The sequence below is a fragment of the Nitrobacter sp. genome (genome assembly GCF_047149785.1).
GTDB lineage: Bacteria > Pseudomonadota > Alphaproteobacteria > Rhizobiales > Xanthobacteraceae > Nitrobacter.
Map to the genome: position 1 here is coordinate 1767840 of NZ_BAAGBE010000001.1, position 20603 is coordinate 1788442.

The window sequence follows — 20603 nt, forward strand, 5'->3', positions numbered from 1 at the left end:
ACAGAAAACCCAGATCCGCAAGCCAGCGCCGCGGCGAAAACCCGAAGCCTGATTCGGGACAACGATCTTGGAGGTATTCTACTCTGCCGCAGCCGCCGGCGCTACCAGCGGATCGTCCACGGACGGAGGAGCCCGATTCGGCGCATCGTCGTCATCGCCGATCAGCGCCAGTTTCTCCCGCGCCGCCTCGGCCTCCCGCTGTCTATTCCACATGCCGGCGTAAAGCCCGTTCGCCGCCAAAAGCTCGCCATGCGTGCCGCGCTCGGCGATTCGGCCTTGATCGAGCACGATAATCTCGTCCGCGGCCACGATGGTCGACAACCGATGCGCGATCACCAGCGAGGTCCGGTTGCGCGAGACCCGGTCCAGCGCCTCCTGGATTTCATGCTCGGTGTGGCTGTCGAGCGCCGAGGTCGCCTCGTCCAGCACCAGGATCGGGGGGGCCTTCAGGATGGTGCGCGCAATCGCCACGCGCTGTTTCTCCCCTCCGGACAATTTCAATCCGCGCTCGCCCACCTCCGTCTCGTAGCCTTTGGGCGACATCCTGATGAAACCGTCGATCTGCGCGGTGCGGGCGGCGGCCTCGACCTCTTCATCGGTGGCGTTCCAGCGGCCGTAACGGATGTTGTAGCGGATGGTGTCGTTGAACAGCACGGTGTCCTGCGGCACCATCCCGATCGCCGCCCGCAGCGACACCTGCGTGACGTCGCGGATGTCCTGCCCGTCGATCAGGATGCGGCCCTCGGTCACGTCATAGAGACGGAACAGCAGCCGCGACAATGTCGATTTGCCTGCCCCCGACGGTCCGACGATCGCCACCGTCTTTCCCGCGGGCACCTCGAACGTCACGCCCTTGAGGATCGGACGATCCGGATCGTAGGAAAACCGCACATTCTCGAACCGCACCGAGCCGTGCCCGACACGCAGCGGCTGCGCGCCGGCGCGATCCTTCACTTCCGGATTGCGGGTCAGCACGGCGAACATCTTTTCGATATCGATGATCGCCTGCTTGATCTGGCGATAGACCATGCCCATCAGGTTGAGCGGCTGGTAGAGCTGGATCATCATGGCGTTGACCATCACGAAATCGCCGACCGTGTGCGTGCCGTTGCGCACGCCGATCGCGCACATGATCATCACCGTCGTCAGCCCGGCCGTGTAGATGACCGCCTGTCCCCCGTTGAGAACCGCCAGCGAGGTATAAGTAGAGACGCTTGCCGCTTCAAAACGCTCCATCGAGCGGTCGTAGCGTTTCGCTTCCCGCAACTCGGCGCCGAAATATTTCACCGTTTCGTAGTTCAGCAGCGAGTCGATCGCCTTCGCATTGGCGTCGGAATCGGACTCGTTCATCCGGCGGCGGATCTCGATGCGCCACTGCGTCGCCCGGTAGGTGAAGGCCATGTAGACCACCACGGTCACAAGCGTCGCCAGCACGTAGCGCCAGTCGAACTGCCAGAGCAGCACGCCGGTGAGCAGCCCGACTTCGACCGCGGTCGGAATGAGCTGGAGGATGACGAGCCGCACCATTTCCTCGATGCCGTTGCGGCCGCGCTCGAGCACGCGCGTCAAGCCGCCGGTCTTGCGCTCGAGGTGAAACCGCAGCGACAGCTCGTGCATGTGGACGAAGGTCTGGTAGGCGAGCCTGCGCACCGCGTGCATCGCGACCTTGGCGAAGATGCCGTCGCGCCACTGGGTGAGCAGCGCCATCAGCACCCGCACGGAGCCGTAGGCCAGCGTCATCGCGAGCGGCGACAGGATCAGCCACATCGCCCAGTTGTCGGGCTGCACCGGCGCGCTGCCCGCGCCGTTCAGCGCATCGATCGCCCACTTGAAGGTGAACGGAACGATCAGGGTGGCGACCTTAGCCGCGAGCAACAGCAGCATCGCCCAGACGACGCGCATCTTCAGGTCGGCGCGCTCGCCGGGCCACATATAGGGCCACAAATGCAGGAGCGCCCTGCCGAGCGTCGCGTTCCGGCTCGGATCGTCGGAAGGTTTTGCCGGCGGGCTCGCCGGACGCGCGGCGGCGCTACGCATGGATCGCGCCTGAGGCAACCGGCGGCAGCGGCCGCCGCCGCAAATATCGTCCGATCAGTGTCATATATCGACTGTCATATAGAGCGTTTGGATGCCGCGTACACCCTTGACGGGCGATTCTTTTCGTTGCGGAGGGCAGCCCCCGAGGCTTGACCCGGCGCCGGCAATAGCCGAGCCTTGACGCAGTAATTGTGCGGGGCCACATCGATTCCCATGAGCATTATCAAAACGGTCTGCGTCTATTGCGGCTCAGGCCCCGGTACAAATCCCAACTTCGTCAAAGCTGCCGTCGCCCTTGGTAAAGCGTTCGCCCGGAATAACGTCGGGCTGGTCTATGGCGGCGGCTCGGTCGGCCTGATGGGCGCCATCGCGACATCCGTCCTCGACAACGGCGGCACGGTCACCGGCATCATTCCGGATTTCCTGACCTCGCGCGAACATGCGCTGGCGCGCGTGCAGGAGATGATCGTCACGCGCGACATGCACGAGCGCAAGAGGCTGATGTTCGAGCGGTCGGACGCATTCATCGCCCTGCCCGGCGGGGTCGGCACGCTGGAGGAACTGGTCGAGCAACTCACCTGGCAGCAACTCGGGCGGCATGCCAAGCCGATCCTGCTGGCGAATGTCGACGGCTTCTGGGAGCCGCTGCTGGCGCTGCTCGCTCACATGCGCTCCACCGCCTTCATCCGGCCGACGCTCGCGGTCAACGTTCTGCAAGCCGACCGCGTGGAGGACATCCTGCCGAAACTCCGCTCCGCCGCGACCCTCGCGCGCGATGCCTCGAAGGAGATGCCGGCCGACGTCGCCGACCGGCTGTAGCCTCAACGCAGGACGGCCGGTCTGCACGACGCGACCGTTCCTCACGCCGGCGCGTCGGCTTTCACCAGCTTGTGGAAAATCGAATCCATCAGGGCCTGGAACGACGCATCGATGATATTGGGCGACACGCCGATCGTGGTCCAGCGCTCGCCCTCCTCGTCCTCGCTCTCGATCAGCACGCGCGTCACCGCGCCGGTGCCTCCGTTGAGGATGCGCACGCGATAGTCGATCAGCTTCAGCCCGTCGATGTACTTCTGGTATTTGCCGAGGTCCTTGCGCAAGGCGACGTCGAGCGCATTGACCGGACCGTTGCCTTCACCGGCGGAGATCAGCATCTGGCCGCCGACCCTGACTTTCACCACCGCCATGGCGACCGTGACGCGCTCGCCATGGGAATTGTAGCGCTGCTCGACATTGACGTCGAACTGCTCGACATCGAAATACTCCGGCACGCGGCCGAGCGTGCGCCGCGCCAAGAGATCGAACGACGCGTTAGCGGATTCGTAGGCGTAGCCCGCCGCCTCGCGCGTCTTCATCTCGTCGATCAGCCGTCCGAGCTTCGGATCGTTCCTGTCGAACGCAATGTGCGCCCGCTCCAGTTCGGCGAGCACGTTGGAGCGGCCGGCCTGATCCGACACCAGCACCTTGCGGCGATTGCCTCGTAAGTCGTGGGGTCCTTGAGGATCGCGGACGCATGAATGCCGGTCTTGGTCACGAACGCGCTTTCGCCGACATAAGGCGCGTGGCGGTTCGGCGCGCGGTTCAGCATGATGTCCAGCGTGCGCGACGCCTGCGTCAGCGTCGCGAGCTTGTCGTCCGTCACGCCGATCTCGAAGGCGTCGGAGAATTCTTTCTTCAGCTTCAGCGTCGGAATCAACGAGCAGAGATTGGCGTTGCCGCAGCGTTCGCCGAGGCCGTTCAGGGTGCCCTGGATCTGGCGCGCGCCCGCGCGCACCGCCGCGAGCGAATTGGCGACCGCCTGCTCGGTGTCGTTATGGGCATGGATGCCGAGATGGTCGCCGGGAATGTGCGTCGCGACCTCGCGCACGATCGTCTCGATCTCGTTCGGCATGGTGCCGCCATTGGTGTCGCACAGCACCACCCAGCGCGCGCCGGAGTCGTAGGCCGCGTGAGCGCAGGCGAGCGCGAAGGCCCGATCCTGCCTGTAGCCGTCGAAGAAATGCTCGCAGTCCACCAGGACCTCGCGGCCGGCTGCCGCGGCGGCCTTCACGCTGTCACGGATCGACGCCAGGTTTTCGTCGTTCGTGGTCTCCAGCGCGACCCTGACCTGATAGGCGGAGGATTTTGCCACAAAGCAGATCGCATCCGCCTTGGCCTCGATCAGCGCGGCCAGACCCGGATCGTTGGACGCCGAGCGGCCGGGCCGCCGCGTCATGCCGAACGCGGTGAACCTGGCGTGGCCGAGCGCCGGCTTGTGCGAGAACAGTTCGGTATCGGTCGGGTTGGCGCCGGGATAGCCGCCCTCGACATAATCGATGCCGAGGTCGTCGAGCATCTTCGCGATGATCTGCTTGTCCTGCAACGTGAAGTCGACGCCGTTGGTCTGCGCGCCGTCGCGCAGCGTGGTGTCGAACAGATAGAGACGCTCGCGGCTCATGGCGCGTCCCTCGCGGCCAGCGTCTTCTTCATCGTGGTGTTGGCCAGCCACTCGTCGCCGATCGTCACCGAATTGCGTTGCATCGCGACGTAGCCGCGGCCTGCGAAAAACCGTTCCGCCGTATCGCTGGCCTCGACGGTCAGCGCCGTGGCGCCGCGCGCGCCGGCGAGTTTCTCCAGCGCGTCGCACAACGCGGTCGCGACGCCCTGCCTCGCCGCGCCCGGATGCACATAGAGCATGTCGATGCAATCCGCACCCTTCAGCGATGCGAAACCGACCGGCGAGCCCTGCAGCGTCGCCACCAGCGTCAACTGGCTCACAAGCCGCGCGCCGAACTTGTTCTCGTCGTCCGCGGCGCTCGCCCATGCGACCTGCTGCGCCTCGCTGTAATCATCGCCGGTCAGTTCCTCGATGCTGGCGACGAAGATCGCCGCCAGCACGGCAACGTCGGCGGGCAGCATCGGCCGCAGCGCGGGTTTGGGAAGCGCCTGTCCCATCGCGTCACAATACCTCCTTACTTTCTTCTCCCCTCGCGGGAATGGGTGGCGGCGGGCGCATGATGTCCGCCACCTGACCGTCATGCACGGGCTTGACCCGTGCATCTATCCATAAAGACTGAAAGATCATCGTTTTGATGGATTGCCGGGTCGAGCCCGGCAATGACGAGTAGAATTTCATCGCGCGATCTCCCATGTCGTCACCGGCTTGCCGTCGGCGTCCTTGCCGTCCTTCAGCACGACGCCCATAGCGGTGAGTTCGTCGCGGATGCGGTCGGATTCCTTGAAGTCTTTTCGCGCGCGAGCTTCGGTGCGCCGCGCAACGAAATCCTCAATCAGCTCGTCGTCGATTGCTTTGCCGAAAAAAGCAACCTTAGAAGTGCCCGCAATAGATACAGTCGCCGAGACCTTCCTTCCCAACCTCTGTCGATCACTAGTAATGCCCAAAAATTGCAGTGCTGCCGAAAGTTCTGCCTTCCTTTTCGTACGATGAAGTCCGTGAAGCTCCGCCACCACTTGTGGAGTATTTAGATCGTCAGATAAGGCGGCAAGCACGACATCAGGAACCGCCGATATAGACTTCACTCCATCTAAATGTTCGCACCAACTCCAAAGCATCTTGTGAGTTTCGTTTAAACTCTCAAGAGTCCAATCGATCGGCTGCCTATAATGGGTTCGAAGCATATTCAGCCGAAGCGCTTCACCCGGCCAGCCGTGGCCATGCCAATTATTTAGCAATTCATTGATCGTCACGAAGTTGCCCAAACTCTTCGACATCTTCTCGCCTTCGACCTGCAGGAAGCCGTTGTGCATCCAGGTGTTCGCCATCGTGGGCGTGCCGTGGGCGCAGCGCGACTGCGCGATCTCGTTTTCATGATGCGGGAAGATCAGGTCAAGGCCGCCGCCGTGGATGTCGAAGACGTCTTTGCCATCAGGTCCGCCGAGATAGGCCGCGCTCATCGCCGAGCACTCGATGTGCCAGCCGGGCCGCCCCCTGCCCCACGGACTGTCCCAGCCGGGCTCGTTCTCCGACGACAGTTTCCACAGCACGAAATCGGCCGGATTTCGCTTGTGCGCGTCCACCGCGACCCGCGCGCCGGCCTTCTGCTCCTCCAGCCTGCGGCCCGACAGCGCGCCGTAGTCCGGCATCGACTGCACGTCGAACAGCACCTCGCCGCCGGCCTCGTAGGCGTGGCCGCGCGCGATAAGCTGTTTAATTAACGTCACCATGTCGGTCCGGCCGTCGGCGCGCGGCAGCACGAATTCGGTGGCGCGCGGCTGATGCGTCGGCGGCAGGCAGCCCAGCGCGGCCACATCAGCCTGAAACTGATCCGCGGTCTTTTCGGTGACCTTGCGGATCGCCTCGTTCAACGGCAGGCCGGGAAAGTCCCGCGCCGCGCGGTCGTTGATCTTGTCATCGACGTCGGTGATGTTGCGGACATAGGTGACGTGGTCGGCGCCGTAGAGATGCCGCAGCAGACGGAACAAGACGTCGAACACGATGACCGGCCGCGCGTTGCCGATATGCGCGAAGTCGTAGACCGTCGGACCGCAGACATACATCCTCACGTTCGACGGATCGATCGGCGTGAAAACACGCTTCTCCTTGGTCAGGGTATCGTAAAGGCGCAGTTCCATGGAATCCCGCTCCAAACAGCCGGGCGTCCGGTGCTCTCTCATGAGATTAAAGACGGCCTCGGCCAGCGAATCGCTAGCGCATAATCTCGCGGCAAATGCCACAAATGGCGAGACAACCGTTCATCCCGCTACCCTGGAACGGCCGGGGTGCCCCGTCAAGGCCGCGCCCCATAAACGCCTCATTTCGCCGCGAAATCGCCCCCGTTCATATGGCTGGCGGAAGCGAGCCTCCATTTCCGGTAAGCGATGCGCATTCTCCCCCTGTTTCCGGCAACCATATTTCTGGGCATATCTCTCTTCGCGGGAGGCGCGGCTTGGGCGGACAGCCATGTTTTTATCGTCGCCAATCACGCCGACGGTTACGGCATCGACCAGTGTCTTGCCTTGGGGGAGAGATGCGGCGCCCACGCCGCGCACTCCTACTGCCGGTCACGCGATTTTGTGCAGGCCACCGCTTACAGGCGCATCAAGCCCGACGAGATGACGGATTCGATTTTGAAGCCCGCAGGCTCGTGCCGGCACAGCAGCTGCAACGAATACGTCGCGATTACCTGTCAACGCTGACCTACCGGGAAGACCTGTCGCGCTGAGTCCGCCACACCGGCGCCCCGGAAACGACGTGACGCTGCCGTGAGAAGCAGATATGAAACGGTGACGCTGGCGAAGGTCATCGGGTAATGCATCCGGCCCTGCATCGGCGTCTTGAGACGCAATCAGGCTCGCCCGGATTGTTGTAATTGAAAATCACCGCAATGGGCGCGTCTGCGTTCGGAAGACAACATCTCCTCGTAGAGTAGTTTGCAGCATCGCCCCGGGATCGCTCTGATGGCGGATCATGCCTGATTGTTTGTTTGTCCGCCGCACGATGCGGATTCTGGCCTGCGTCGTCGCCCTCGGCACCGTGGCCCCTGCCGCCGACGCCCTGGCGCAGGGCGCTCCGCCGCCGGGCGTCAATCCGATTTGCCCGCGGCTCGAGGCACAGCTCGCGAGCATCGAGCGCGGTGGCGGCAATCCCGCGATGGCCGACCAGATCCAGCGTTACGAGGATGCCGCGCGTCGGCAACAGTCGGAGCTGGATCGCGTGACCGCGCAAGCCAGGCGCATGGGTTGCGACAGTTCGGGATTCTTCTCGCTGTTCAACGGCCAGTCCGAGCAGTGCGGGCCGGTGAACCACCAGATCCAGCGGATGCGGACCAATCTCGAGCAGATCACCACGAATCTGGAACGGCTGCGTACGGGCGCGGGCAACCCCGACGGCGACAATCAACGCCGTTCGGTGTTGATAGCGCTGGCGCAAAACAATTGCGGCCCGCAATACACAGCGGCCGCGCGAAACCTGGGCAACTTTTTCGGAAACCTGTTCGGCAATTCGCCCGAACACATCGATAACGCGGAGCTTCCGCCGGCCAGTTCGGGCTCGCCGTCCGGGACCTATCGGACCGTCTGCGTTCGTTCGTGCGACGGATTCTATTTTCCGATCTCGTTCGCCACCGTGCCCAGTCGTTTTCCCGACGACGAGCGCACCTGCAAGAACCTTTGTCCGGCGGCGGACGCCACGCTCTATGTCTATCGCAATCCCGGCGAGGACATGAGCCAGGCGGTCTCGATCAACGGACAGCCTTACTCATCGTCGCCGAACGCTTTCCGATATCGTCAGGTGTTCAACCCATCGTGCTCCTGCAAGCCCGCGGGCGAGACCTGGTCGGAGGCGCTCAAGGGACTGGACGACAAGGCCGCGGCAGCGCAGCAGGGTGACATCATCGTCACCGAAGACGGCGCGAAAAAGATGTCACAGCCCGTCGCCGGCAAAGGCTCGCAAAAGAAGGACGCGGCTGCGACGACCGCACCTGCGCCCAAGACCACCTCCGCCGGCGCGGCGCCGACGGGCTCCACGACGTCGAACAAGCCGATCCGTTCGGTCGGACCGCCGTTCATACCCGCGCAATAGAGCATTTTCACGCGGAACGGATTTGCTGTAACGGGATGTTGGAGTCTCGACGGATGTCATTCCGGGGCGCACCGACGGCGCGAACCCCGAATCCAGCATTCTTGGGCCATCGTCGAAAATCCGGATTCCGGATCGCCGCTGACGCGGCGTCCGAAATGACTGGAAGAGTTTTTTGAACAGCTCGTTGTAGCGTTTTCGAGCGAAGCGGACACCGATTCGCGTGACGAGAACGCGAATTCATCCTGATTTATTTTCCGCCGTCATCCCTCGAAGGCTTCCGCGGAGCTTCGGCTCGCGCGGGAAACAAGTTCATCATCCGGCTTCGGCAACGGCTTGCCGCAATCGCGAAACCGGTTGGTGATGGGATAACGGCGGTCGCGGCCGAAGTTCCTGCGCGTGACCTTGACGCCTGGCGCCGCCTGCCGGCGCTTGTATTCGGCAACGTTCAGCAAGTGATCGATCCGCGCGACCACGTCACGGTCGAACCCTTCCGCGACGATCGAGGCCAGCGGCTCGTCCCGCTCGACCAGCCGCTCGAGGATGGCGTCGAGCAGCTCATAGGGCGGCAGCGAATCCTGATCGAGCTGGTTTTCGCGCAGCTCCGCCGTCGGCGGCCGCGCGATGATGCCGGGCGGGATCACCTCGCCCGAAGGCCCGAGCGCGCCGTCCGGCTTCCATGCGTTGCGCAGGCCGGCGAGGCGAAACACCTCGGTCTTGTAGATATCCTTGATCGGATTGAAGCCGCCGTTCATGTCGCCGTACAGCGTCGCGTAGCCCACCGACATTTCCGACTTGTTGCCGGTGGTCACCACCATCGCGCCGGTTTTGTTGGAGATCGCCATCAGAAGCGTGCCGCGCGCGCGCGACTGCAAATTTTCCTCGGTGATATCGCGCGGAAGCCCCGCGAACGTGCCTGAGAGAATCTCCTCAAAACCGTTCACGGCGGGCGCGATCGGCAGCACCTCGTAGCGAATGCCGAGCGCCTTTGCGAGCTTCGCGGCATCGTCGAGCGAGACCTGTTCGGTAAAGCGGAACGGCAGCATGACGCCGCGGACGCGCTCCGCCCCGAGCGCATCGACGGCAATCGCCGCGCACAAGGCCGAGTCGATGCCGCCGGACACGCCGAGCAGCACGCCGGGGAAGCCGTTCTTCCGGACATAGTCGCGCAAGCCCAGCACGCACGCGGCATAGTCGGCCTTGTCTCCCTCAAGCTGGGACGCCACCGGTCCCGCGCACTGCCAACCCGCCGCGGACCTGGTCCATTGCAGTGTGACGACGCTTTCCTCGAAAGCGGGAAGCTGCGCGGCCAGCGAGCGATCGGCGTTCAGCGCGAAGGACGCGCCGTCGAACACCAGTTCGTCCTGACCGCCGACCTGATTGAGATAGACCAGCGGCAGATCGCTCTCGGTCACGCGCGCAACCGAGATCGACAGCCTGATGTCGCTTTTGCCCTTCGCATAGGGCGAGCCGTTGGGCACGACGAGAATTTCCGCGCCGGTTTCCGCCAGGCACTCGACCACGTTCTCGTATTCGGCGGATTCCTCGACCCAGGTGTCCTCGCAGATCGGAACGCCGATCCGCACGCCTCGAATTTTCAAGGGTCCCCCGACCGGTCCCCGCGCGAACACCCGTTTCTCGTCGAACACGCCGTAATTCGGAAGGTTGACCTTGAAGCGGATCGCCGCAACCCGTCCCTCATCCAGCAGCGCATACGCATTATAAAGCTTGCCGTCGTCCACCCATGGCGTGCCGATCAGCATGGCCGGTCCGCCGTCGGAGGTCTCGCGCGCGAGATCCTCGACCGCCTCGCGGCACGCCGCCTGGAACGAAGGCTTCAACACCAGATCCTCGGGCGGATAGCCCGCGATGAACAGTTCCGGAAGCGCCACCAGCGCGGCGCCCTCGGCCCTGGCCTGCGCGCGCGCGGCGCGAGCCTTGGCCGCGTTGCCGGGGATATCTCCGACGGTCGGATTCAACTGGCCGAGCGTGATCTTGAAGCTGGTTACGGTCATGGATGCACGTTGCCCGCGGGCCTCAGTTTTCTGCAATGGTCACGCTTATAGCGGTTTCGAGCGACGTGGACAGCGGCTCGGGTCAAGAAAACACGTCCGGTCAAAATCTAGAGTCTGTTTCAACTGCGTTGAACCGGACCCGTCGCTTATCTTTTTGTTTGAGCATGATCTTTTCCGAAAACCGGTTTCCACTTTTCGGGATCATGCTCTAAATGAAGCCCATGCGCTCAACGATCGCGCTGCCCCAGGTCAGCCCGATGATGAGCAGCGCCACGCCGACCGCGGCCGAGCCGACGTCCTTGACGTGCCCGATCTGCGGATCGTGATCGGTCGTCAATCGATCCGCCAGTTTTTCGATCGCGGTATTCAGAAGCTCAATCGCCAGAAGCAGCAGGACCACCGCCACGAGTTCGACGCGCCGCGCCGCCGTCGCTCCGACAAGCCACGCCAGCGGCAGCGCCAGCAGGAGCGCGAACAATTCCTGCCGGATGGCCTGCTCGGAGCGGATGGCAAAATTCAATCCGTTCCAGCTATTGATGGTGGCGCGCCATAAGCGCGACACCTCAGAAACCCGCGACCGCGGGGATCGGCTTGACCTTGCCCTCGCGATCCTGCCTGAGCAATTCGGCGATCAGGAACGCCATGTCGATCGACTGCTCGGCATTCAGGCGCGGATCGCAGACGGTGTGATAGCGGTCGTTGAGGTCCTCGTCCGTGATCGCACGCGCGCCGCCGATGCACTCGGTGACGTTCTGTCCGGTCATTTCCAGATGAACGCCGCCGGCATGCGTGCCTTCCGCGGCGTGAATGCTGAAGAACGACTTGACCTCCGACAGGATGCGATCGAACGGACGGGTCTTGTAGCCGCTGGTCGAGGTGATGGTGTTGCCGTGCATCGGATCGCACGACCACACGACAACGCGGCCCTCGCGCTGCACCGCGCGGATCAGTTGCGGCAGGTAATCGCCGACCTTGTCCGAGCCGAAGCGGCCGATCAGCGTCAGCCGCCCCGGCTCGTTGTCCGGATTGAGCACGTCGATCAGCTTCAACAGTTCGTCCGGCTTGAGCGAGGGGCCGCACTTCAGCCCGATCGGATTCCTGATGCCGCGGAAATATTCGACGTGGCCATGATCGAGCTGGCGGGTGCGGTCGCCGACCCAGATGAAATGGCCTGAAGTGGCGTACCAGTCGCCGGTCGTGGAATCGATCCGCGTCAGAGCCTGCTCGTAGCCAAGCAGCAACGCCTCGTGGCTGGTGTAGATATCGGTCGCGCGCAGTTCCGGGTGACTCTCGAGATTGAGCCCGCAGGCGCGCATGAAATTGAGCGCGTCGGAAATCCGGTCGGCCAGTTCCTTGTAGCGCCGCGACTGCTGGGAATCCTTGATGAAACCCAGCATCCACTCGTGCACGCTGCCGAGATTGGCGAACCCTCCGGTCGCGAACGCGCGCAGCAGGTTCAGCGTCGCCGCCGATTGCCGATAGGCCATGATCTGACGATGCGGATCGGGCACGCGCGACTGCGCGGTGAAGGCGATGTCGTTGACGATGTCGCCGCGATAGCTCGGCAGTTCGACGCCGTCGATGTTCTCCATCGGCGACGAGCGCGGCTTGGCGAACTGGCCGGCAATGCGGCCGACCTTCACCACCGGCAACGCGCCGGCATAGGTCAGGACCACCGCCATCTGCAGCAGCACGCGGAAGAAGTCGCGGATGTTGTTGGCGCCGTGCTCGGCGAAGCTCTCGGCGCAGTCGCCGCCCTGCAGCAGGAACGCCTCGCCGTTTGCGACTCGGGCCAGGGCCTTCTTCAGATTGCGCGCCTCACCCGCAAAAACCAGCGGCGGAAACGTGGCAAGCTGTGCCTCGACTTCGCCCAATGATTTCGCATCCGGATAATCCGGCATTTGCTGCACGGGCCTGGCCCGCCAGCTATCGGGTGTCCACCGCTCGGACATGAGGTCAACTCCTGAGGAAAAACCGCCACTTAACGGGGAAGCGGCGATGGGCCGTATATACACAGCCTGGCCGCGCCGCGCCAGTTGGCATTAAGTTTCTCCGCGCAAGGCATTGAAAATAAACGGTAATTCATAAACCTGTTGTCCAGCTCGCCTGTGCGACGGCATCGGCCGAATCGGGGTTCGTTTACCCGCGGATGTTCGATCACCGGCATGGCCTCGGCGTTACCGCAACGACTTGAAACCGGCCGCCGAAAATCCTCACTCCGCCGCTTTGCGCACGTGACGGGCGGTCGGCGTCCGCATGGTCACGAGTTCTTCCGCCGCAGTGGGATGCAACGCCATCGTCGCGTCGAAATCCGCCTTGGTCGCCTTCATCCTGATCGCAATGCCGAGAACCTGCACCATCTCGGCGGCACCATCTCCAACGATATGACAGCCCAGCACGCGATCCGTCGTCGCGTCCACCACGAGCTTCATCAGAATGCGGGTGTCGCGGCCGGATAGGGTCGCCTTCATCGGTCGGAACGTCGTCTTGTAGATATCGACGCTGGTGAACTGCGCGCGCGCCTGCGCCTCTGTCAGCCCCACCGTGCCGACCTCGGGTTGCGAGAAGACCGCGGTCGGAATGTCAGCATGATCCACGCGCGTGGGTTTGTCGCCAAACACCGTATCGGCAAATGCGTGACCCTCGCGGATCGCAACCGGCGTCAGGTTGAAGCGATGCGTGACGTCGCCGACCGCATAGACGTGCGGCACGTTGGTTTGCGAAAAACCATCGACGGCAACGCCGCCGTTCTTCGGGTTGATGGCAACGCCCGCCTTTTCAAGCCCGAGGTTTGCGACATTGGGATGCCGGCCGATCGCAAACAGCACCTGATCGGAGGCAACGCTCGACCCGTTCGACAGATGAGAGGTGAACTCGTCGCCGTGCCGATCGACCCTGTCGACCGTGCATCCCGTCAGGACGGTGATGCCGTCCTTTTCCATTTCGGCGCGGACATGCGCGCGGACATCGTCGTCGAACCCGCGCAGGATGTTGTCGCCGCGATAGATCAGCGTCACATCGCTGCCGAATCCGGCGAAGATGCAGGCGAATTCGAGCGCGATGTATCCGCCGCCCTGGATCGCAATCCGCTTCGGCAACTCCGCAAGATGAAACACCTCGTTGGAGGAGATCACATGCTCGATGCCGGGAATGGACCGCCCGTGGTTGGGCGCGCCGCCCGTTGCGATCAGCACATGCTTGGAGCGGATTGTCTCGCCCGTGGCAAGCCGCAGCGTGTGCGGGTCGTCGAACACCGCCCTCGCCTTGACGACGCGAACGCCCGCTTTCTCGACGGCGGACGTGTAGGCCGCCTCAAGCCGGGCGATCTCCCGGTCCTTGTTGGCGATCAGCGTCGGCCAGTCGAAGGTGGCGGAGGGGATCGACCAGCCGAAGCCTGCGGCATCCTCGATGTCGTGGCGGATGTGAGATCCGTAGACCAGGAGCTTCTTCGGCACGCAGCCGCGGATGACGCAGGTGCCGCCCATCCGGTATTCCTCGGCGATCATGACGCGCGCGCCATAGCCGGCTGCGATGCGGGCGGCGCGCACGCCGCCCGATCCACCGCCTATGACGAACAGATCGACGTCGAAATCAGCCATTCCGAAGCCCGACCGAAGTCAGATTTCCTTATCAGATTTCCTTGCCGCGCTTGCGCATTTCCGCACGGAATTCGCCGTTGACGACCGCCGCGAACTGCTGCGCCCACTGGTTCATGAATGCCATGCTCGCCTCGATCGCCTTGGGCTCCTCCGCGAGCAGTTTCTGCCCCAGCGGAGACTTGTAAAACGTGACCAGATCCTTCAACTCCTGCTCAGTAAAGTGGCTGGCGTAAATCTTCGCCATGCCGTCGCCAATTTCCTTTTCGCGACCCGCCAGCGACTTGGCAACGATCAAAGCGACCTCGTTGAGATCCTTTTGATAGTTCAGGTTGGATTGCAGCAGCGTGGTCTTGGTCCGCTCCACGATGCCCGGAACGGCATTCGCATACATCGCATTCGCGTGTTTCAGCGTCAGAAGCTCCTTGGCCGAAGCAATGGCTGCGGGCGTCGGCGACACCGGCTGCTGAGCCAGCGCAATGCCTGAGAACATCAGCGCCACGGCAAGGCAAGCCGCCGGCAGAAACCTAAACAGACCCTTCATTCGACTCTCCTGGTTGCGGCGCTACTGCCGCTCAACAATGCGAACTCCCTGTGCACCCGCCAGCATCACCACACGCGCGAGACCAATGAACAGACCATGCTCGACGACGCCGGGTATCGGATTCAACAGCCCGGCCAGGTGGGACGCATCGGGTATTTGCCCGAGATGGGCATCGAAAATCCAGTGGCCGCCATCGGTGACGAAAGCATGGCCGTCCGGCCCCTTTCTGACGACCATTTGACCGGAAGCGCCGGCTTTCGCAAACGCCTCGGCAACGGCACGTCGCGTCGCCGCCAGCCCGAAGGGAATGACTTCGATCGGCAGAGGAAAACGGCCAAGTCCCGCGACCCATTTTGTCTCGTCAGCGATCACGATCATCCGCTCCGACGCCGCAGCGACGATCTTCTCGCGCAAAAGCGCCCCGCCGCCGCCTTTGATCAGGTTCAGATCGGTGTCGATTTCGTCGGCGCCATCGACCGTCAGATCGAGCCGGTCGAGATCGTCCAGGGTAGTCAGAGGAATACCGCACCGCTCCGCGTCGGCTCGCGTCGCTTCCGATGTCGGCACGCCGACGACCTTCAGTCCGTCCCGGACGCGCTCGCCCAAAAGCTCGACGAAGTGCCTGGCGGTGGATCCCGTTCCCAGACCCAGCCTCATGCCGTCCTCGACGTATTCAAGGGCACGCGCCGCAGCCTGTCTTTTCAATTCATCCAACGTCATGACGACCTCGATCACGTGCAGTCTCGCCTTGGCCGGCGAGGCGCTTCCCGAATAATCTGGAAGCTCGCTTTGCAACCGAGGCGGGTCGGTCAAGCGAACCTCAAGACCCGCACCCTGTTACGGTTGCCGATGCCCCTTTGATTCCCGGAGTTCGCGTCAGTCCGTGTTGCAGACACGCAAACTCGGCGGGACACTAGCTATCCGCGAGGAACAGGGCAATCGGGCGTTTCCGCGTCCACATCCGACCGGGTCCCTACTTCGCCCTTGCATGTCCCCCGGGAGGCGGGTACCGATCCGCCATCATGATGTCTAACCCCTTCCCCATGGTCGTCTTCGACCTCGACGGGACGCTGGTCGATACCGCGCCCGATCTCGCCGCCGCACTCAACTTCGTTCTGGATCGCGAGGGCCTGCGCACGGTGTCCTTGCCGACGGCCCGTTCGATGATCGGCGCAGGGGTTCGACGCATGATCGAACGCGGCCTCGAACACGAAGATCACCCCGCGACAGCCGATGACGTCACGCGGATGATGGGCGATTTTGTCGATTACTATACAGCCCATATCGCCGACGAATCGCGTCCTTTCGAGGGGCTCTTGGAGGCGCTCGACGACCTGGCCGCGCGAGGATATCGTTTTGCGGTCTGCACCAACAAGCTGGAAGCGCTTGCCAGGCTGTTGCTCGACCAGTTGGGATTGAGTTCGCGGTTTTCCGCTATCTGCGGAGGCGACACCTTCGGCGTCTCCAAACCCGACCCCGCGATTCTGCAGCAAACGGTCGCGCGCGCGGGCGGAAGCATGCAGGCCACCATTATGGTCGGCGATGCAGGCCCTGACATCGGGGTGGCGCGGCGGGCCCGGATACCGGTCATAGGGGTTACATTCGGCTACACCGAAGTCCCGGTCGCGGAACTCAAACCCGACCGCCTCATCGGTCACATGCGAGAGTTGCCGGAGGCCGTCGTCGCTCTCCAAACCGCGACGCTGAACCTAACGGATTGATTAAGCTGTCAGAATTCGACGTGCCGTCACGGATATTAACAGTCTGTTAATAATTGCGATCGCCGCTATTGCGGCTGTCCGGCCTCACTTCTATGGTCCGCGGGGAGGCTGCGGCGGCTTGCCGCAACCAAAATGGCGGATTGATCGAACATGCTCCGGTTTATCGTAGCTGCCGCAGCAGTTATCGGCCTTGCCGGCTGTTCTTCACTTTCGCTCGACACGTTCAAGCCGGCGCCACCGAAGGTGACGGTGCAGTTGGATTCGGTTCCGTCGGGGGCGGATGCCCGGACGTCGCTCGGCCAGTCCTGCAAAACCCCCTGCTCGGTGGAGGTTCCGACCGCCGAAAGCTTCAGCGTCTCCTATACGCTGGCTAATTACCAACCTTTGACGGTGCCGGTGCAGGTGACGCATCACCCCGGTGATTTGACATCGCCCGCGACCACGACAGCCGATCCCAACCCGGTGGTCGGTGAATTGCAGGCGGTCACGCCCGCGAAACCCGTCCGAAAAAAGCGGCGCAAACGGCGCGCGCCAAAGGCGGCCGCGGCGGCCTCCTCGCCCGCGGCGGCCTCGCCTTTCCCGGACCCGGCTTCAACACCGGCGCCGCCGGATCGTTAATTTCTTACGCACCGCAGCAAATGCCTCCCCGACGCATTGCGCATTGTCTGGTCGCGCCAATATGCCTACATTGCAGCGTAGGTACGCTTCCTCGTTGCGCAACAAGGCAAATTGAATGACCGGCTTTTCTGCCCTCACCGAGACTTCGGGCTCCCGGAAAATGGTCGACCCGTTTGGCCGCACCATCAGCTATTTGCGCGTATCGGTCACCGATCGCTGCGACCTTCGCTGCTTCTATTGCATGTCCGAAGACATGACGTTCTTGCCGAAGGTCGATCTGCTCACGCTGGAAGAGCTTGATCGTCTGTGCTCGGCGTTCATCGCCAAGGGCGTCCGCAAGTTGCGCCTGACCGGTGGCGAGCCGCTCGTTCGCCGCAACGTGATGTCGCTGTTCCGTTCTCTGTCCCGGCACCTCGAAACCGGGTCGCTTAACGAACTGACGCTCACGACCAACGGATCGCAACTGGCGCGTTTCGCCTCCGAGCTGAAGGATTGCGGGGTGCGCCGGATCAACGTGTCGCTGGATACGCTCGACCCGGCCAAGTTTCGCGAGATCACGCGTTGGGGCGACATGCAGAAGGTCATGGCCGGCATCGATGCGGCGCAGGCCGCGGGCCTCGCCGTCAAGATCAATGCGGTCGCACTCAAAAATCTCAATGAGGATGAAATTCCCGCTCTGATGGAGTGGGCGCACGGCCGAGGCATGGCGCTGACCCTCATCGAGGTCATGCCGATGGGCGATATCGGCCAGTCGCGCACCGACCAGTACCTGCCGTTGTCGATGGTGCGCGCGCGGCTCGCCAGCCAGTACACCCTCACCGATCTGGACGACAGCACCGGCGGTCCTGCCCGCTACGTCCGGGTCAGCGAAACCGGCGGGAAACTTGGCTTCATCACGCCGATGACTCACAATTTCTGCGAGTCCTGCAACCGCGTCCGCATCACCTGCACGGGCACCCTGCACACCTGCCTCGGCCATGAAGACGCGTCCGACTTGCGTCGGCCGCTTCGCGCATCCGCGGGCGACGAACTGCTGTACGAAACGATCGATCGCGCCATCGGCCTCAAGCCGAAAGGTCATGACTTCATCATCGACCGCCACAACCGTCCGAGCGTAAGCCGGCACATGAGCGTAACCGGCGGGTAGGCGGGTCAACGCGCGGACGGCGCCGCTCAAAACTCCCACGATATCAACAAACCTCCGGTTGACGGCGGCAGTCCGACACTGGAATGGTGCGCCGGCTTCAATGGTAGCGCGGACCGGCAGTCGGCTGCATTCAATGGAGGCGCCGAAACTCCCGTGGCGCGCCGCCTGCTCCGTCCGACAGCGGCTTGCGTGAGCGGTGCCGTCCTGCAATCCGGCTTCCAAAATCGCGGCCGGCAGGCCGCGAGGAGGATGTGATGCGTCCGTTACTGGCCCTGAGCAGGGCCATCGACCAGCTCAACGAAAAAGTCGGACACCTCTGCAATATCCTCGTCCTGCTCGCCGTCCTGCTGAGCGCAGGTAATGCGATGATCCGATATGCCTTCGACTACAGCTCGAATAGCTGGCTCGAACTGCAGTGGTACATGTTCGCCATCCTCGTGATGCTCGGCGCGTCCTACACCTTCAAGCGCAATGAGCATGTCCGCGTCGAGATCTTCTATCTGTTCCTGTCCGAGCGCGGCAGACTCTGGCTCGATCTCATCGGCACCCTCTTCTTTCTGATTCCCGCCTGCCTGCTGCTGAGCTACCTGTCGTGGCCGTTCTTCATGCAGTCCTACGCGGTCGGCGAAACGTCGGGGAATGCGGGCGGCCTGCTCCGCTGGCCGATCAAATTTGTCGTGCCGTTCGGGTTCGCCATGCTCGCGCTTCAAGGCGTATCGGAAGTGATCAAGCGCATAGCGGCGTTGCTCGGCGTCGTCACGATCGATACGGCGTACGAGAGACCGACCCAATGATCACGCTCCAGATGATGCCGCCGATGATGTTCGGCGGCCTGGTTCTGGCGATGCTGATCGGTTTTCCGGTAGCCTTCACGCTGGCCGCGGTCGGTCTCTCGTTCGGCTTCCTCGCCATTCATCTCGGCTTCTTCGACCTGAATTTTCTTCAGGCGATTCCAGGACGCGTGTTCGGCAGCGTGCTGTCCAACGAACTGCTGCTTGCGATCCCATTCTTTACGTTCATGGGATCGGTGCTCGAACGCTGCGGGCTTGCCGAGGACATGCTCGACTCGATGGGCCAGTTGTTCGGGCCGATCCGCGGCGGCCTGGGCTATTCGGTCATTCTCGTCGGATTCATTCTCGGCGCCATCACCGGCACGGTCGCGGCGCAGGTGATTGCGATGGCGCTGATCTCGATGCCCGTGATGATGCGCTACGGTTACAACACGCGCTACATCACCGGCGTGCTTGCGGCATCCGGCACCATTACCCAGCTCGTTCCGCCGTCGCTGGTGCTGATCGTTCTCGCCGACCAGCTCGGCAAGTCCGTCGGCGACATGTACCTCGGCGCATGGGGACCTTCGCTGTTCCAGATCGCGCTGTTCGCCGGCTACACCTTCCTGCTCGGCCTCTTCAAACCCGATCACGTCCCCGCGGTGCCGAAGGAATTCCGCACGCTCACCGGCTGGCCGCTATGGCGGAAATGCCTGATGGGCATCATTCCCTCCGCCGTCCTGATCTTCGTCGTGCTCGGCACCATGATGATGGGGCTCGCGACGCCGACGGAAGCCGGCGCCATGGGCGCTGTCGGCGCCATCGTTCTGGCGGCCATTCATCACAGGGATTTCAGCACCACCGGCCGAAAAGTCCTGATCATCGGCGCGATCGCCGGCGGCATCGGCACGCTTGTCGGAATCTTCATAGCAGAAGGACCGATCTTCAGGATCGCCTTCGCCGTCACCTATCTCGCGGTTGTGTGGATTTGCCTGGAAGCCGCCCGCATTCCCGACCTGCGCGACCTCATCAAACAGGGCTATCAATCGACGATGCGCCTCACCACCATGGTGACGTTCATCCTGATCGGCTCGACCTGCTTCTCCGTGGTGTTTCTCGGCGTATCCGGCGGTGAGTGGCTCGAACATCTGCTGACGTCGCTGCCGGGCGGCGCATGGGGCTTTCTCGCCTTCATCAACGTCTTCATCTTCTTCCTGGCGTTTTTCCTCGATTTCTTCGAGATCGCCTTCATCATCCTGCCGATGATCGCGCCGGTGGCGCAGAAGCTTCTCGCTCCGATCGTCGGCGCGGACGCCGCCCTGATCTGGTTCGGCGTCATGATCTGCGTCAACATGCAGACCTCGTTCCTCCACCCTCCGTTCGGTTTCGCGTTGTTCTACCTGCGCGGCGTCGCGCCGCGCGAAGTGAAAAGCTCCGACATCTACTGGGGCGCCATGCCATGGATCGGATTGCAGATCATCATGGTCGTGCTCGTGATCGCGTTCCCCGCAACGGTGACCGGCCTGCTCGGCAAACCGGCAACCGTCGATCTCAACAAGATCAAGATCGAGGTCCCCGATATCGACGTCGCTCCGCTCGATTTCGGTCCCCCGCCGAAAACGCGGCAATAACCAGGCC

Annotated in this window: 18 protein-coding genes and 1 pseudogene; 8 read left to right on the forward strand and 11 right to left on the reverse strand. The window is 63.0% G+C overall.

Annotated elements, in window-relative coordinates; genetic code table 11:
- Positions 1–78: 78 nt before the first annotated feature.
- The gene (locus tag ACMDCM_RS08155) at positions 79–2037 is read right to left on the reverse strand and encodes an ABCB family ABC transporter ATP-binding protein/permease (protein WP_412773091.1); all 1959 of its coding nucleotides are present in this window, start codon (positions 2035–2037) and stop codon (positions 79–81) included.
- A gap of 213 nt (positions 2038–2250) precedes the next feature.
- Here ACMDCM_RS08155 and ACMDCM_RS08160 point away from each other — a divergent pair, with 213 nt between their 5' ends.
- Positions 2251–2856, forward strand: coding sequence for an LOG family protein (locus ACMDCM_RS08160; RefSeq protein WP_412773092.1), 606 nt, complete (start codon positions 2251–2253; stop codon positions 2854–2856).
- 41 nt (positions 2857–2897) lie between these two features.
- Here the strand turns inward: ACMDCM_RS08160 and cimA are convergent.
- The 4 genes and pseudogenes from cimA to cysS all read right to left on the reverse strand — a co-directional run bounded on the left by cimA (position 2898) and on the right by cysS (position 6609).
- Positions 2898–4474: pseudogene (gene cimA, locus ACMDCM_RS08165) on the reverse strand (citramalate synthase).
- A complete protein-coding gene (locus tag ACMDCM_RS08170) occupies positions 4471–4971 on the reverse strand; it encodes a GNAT family N-acetyltransferase (protein WP_412773093.1) in 501 nt (166 codons plus the stop codon). The pseudogene cimA and the gene ACMDCM_RS08170 overlap by 4 nt, the downstream one beginning before the upstream one ends.
- 4 nt (positions 4972–4975) lie before the next feature.
- Positions 4976–5152 (reverse strand): hypothetical protein, encoded by a 177-nt coding sequence (locus tag ACMDCM_RS08175; RefSeq protein WP_412773094.1) that lies wholly within the window; start codon positions 5150–5152, stop codon positions 4976–4978.
- Positions 5149–6609: a cysteine--tRNA ligase gene (cysS, locus tag ACMDCM_RS08180; protein ID WP_412773095.1), complete on the reverse strand. Its 1461-nt coding sequence runs from the start codon at positions 6607–6609 to the stop codon at positions 5149–5151. The genes ACMDCM_RS08175 and cysS overlap by 4 nt, the downstream gene beginning before the upstream one ends.
- A 246-nt stretch (positions 6610–6855) precedes the next feature.
- Between cysS and ACMDCM_RS08185 the strand changes: the two genes are divergently transcribed.
- Positions 6856–7173, forward strand: coding sequence for a hypothetical protein (locus tag ACMDCM_RS08185; RefSeq protein ID WP_412773096.1), 318 nt, complete (start codon positions 6856–6858; stop codon positions 7171–7173).
- Between the two features lie 271 nt (positions 7174–7444).
- Positions 7445–8557: a DUF2865 domain-containing protein gene (locus tag ACMDCM_RS08190; RefSeq protein ID WP_412773097.1), complete on the forward strand. Its 1113-nt coding sequence runs from the start codon at positions 7445–7447 to the stop codon at positions 8555–8557.
- A 260-nt stretch (positions 8558–8817) separates the two neighbouring features.
- Here ACMDCM_RS08190 and ACMDCM_RS08195 read toward each other — a convergent pair whose 3' ends face one another.
- From ACMDCM_RS08195 to rpiA, 6 genes are all read right to left on the reverse strand, one after another.
- Entirely contained in the window at positions 8818–10569 is a 1752-nt protein-coding gene (locus tag ACMDCM_RS08195) for an NAD+ synthase (protein ID WP_412773098.1), read from the reverse strand.
- Between the two features lie 208 nt (positions 10570–10777).
- A complete protein-coding gene (locus ACMDCM_RS08200; RefSeq protein ID WP_412773099.1) occupies positions 10778–11131 on the reverse strand; it encodes a diacylglycerol kinase in 354 nt (117 codons plus the stop codon).
- A 1-nt stretch (position 11132) separates the two neighbouring features.
- Positions 11133–12521 (reverse strand): class II 3-deoxy-7-phosphoheptulonate synthase, encoded by a 1389-nt coding sequence (locus ACMDCM_RS08205; protein WP_412773100.1) that lies wholly within the window; start codon positions 12519–12521, stop codon positions 11133–11135.
- Positions 12522–12782: 261 nt separating this feature from the next.
- The gene (gor, locus tag ACMDCM_RS08210; RefSeq protein ID WP_412773101.1) at positions 12783–14168 is read right to left on the reverse strand and encodes a glutathione-disulfide reductase; all 1386 of its coding nucleotides are present in this window, start codon (positions 14166–14168) and stop codon (positions 12783–12785) included.
- A 31-nt stretch (positions 14169–14199) separates the two neighbouring features.
- On the reverse strand, positions 14200–14709 hold the full coding sequence (locus ACMDCM_RS08215; protein WP_412773102.1) for a DUF2059 domain-containing protein: 510 nt from the start codon (positions 14707–14709) through the stop codon (positions 14200–14202).
- 21 nt (positions 14710–14730) lie between these two features.
- The gene (rpiA, locus tag ACMDCM_RS08220; protein ID WP_412774699.1) at positions 14731–15429 is read right to left on the reverse strand and encodes a ribose-5-phosphate isomerase RpiA; all 699 of its coding nucleotides are present in this window, start codon (positions 15427–15429) and stop codon (positions 14731–14733) included.
- A 305-nt stretch (positions 15430–15734) separates the two neighbouring features.
- Here rpiA and ACMDCM_RS08225 point away from each other — a divergent pair, with 305 nt between their 5' ends.
- The 5 genes from ACMDCM_RS08225 (at position 15735) to ACMDCM_RS08245 (ending at position 20596) form a co-directional block, all read left to right on the forward strand.
- On the forward strand, positions 15735–16430 hold the full coding sequence (locus tag ACMDCM_RS08225) for an HAD family hydrolase (RefSeq protein ID WP_412774700.1): 696 nt from the start codon (positions 15735–15737) through the stop codon (positions 16428–16430).
- A 150-nt stretch (positions 16431–16580) separates the two neighbouring features.
- Positions 16581–17048, forward strand: coding sequence for a hypothetical protein (locus ACMDCM_RS08230; RefSeq protein ID WP_412773103.1), 468 nt, complete (start codon positions 16581–16583; stop codon positions 17046–17048).
- Between the two features lie 115 nt (positions 17049–17163).
- Positions 17164–18195 (forward strand): GTP 3',8-cyclase MoaA, encoded by a 1032-nt coding sequence (gene moaA / locus ACMDCM_RS08235; RefSeq protein ID WP_412773104.1) that lies wholly within the window; start codon positions 17164–17166, stop codon positions 18193–18195.
- Between the two features lie 254 nt (positions 18196–18449).
- Positions 18450–18989, forward strand: coding sequence for a TRAP transporter small permease subunit (locus ACMDCM_RS08240; protein WP_412773105.1), 540 nt, complete (start codon positions 18450–18452; stop codon positions 18987–18989).
- The gene (locus ACMDCM_RS08245) at positions 18986–20596 is read left to right on the forward strand and encodes a TRAP transporter large permease (RefSeq protein ID WP_412773106.1); all 1611 of its coding nucleotides are present in this window, start codon (positions 18986–18988) and stop codon (positions 20594–20596) included. Before ACMDCM_RS08240 ends, ACMDCM_RS08245 begins: the two co-directional genes overlap by 4 nt.
- The last annotated feature ends 7 nt before the right edge of the window (positions 20597–20603 follow it).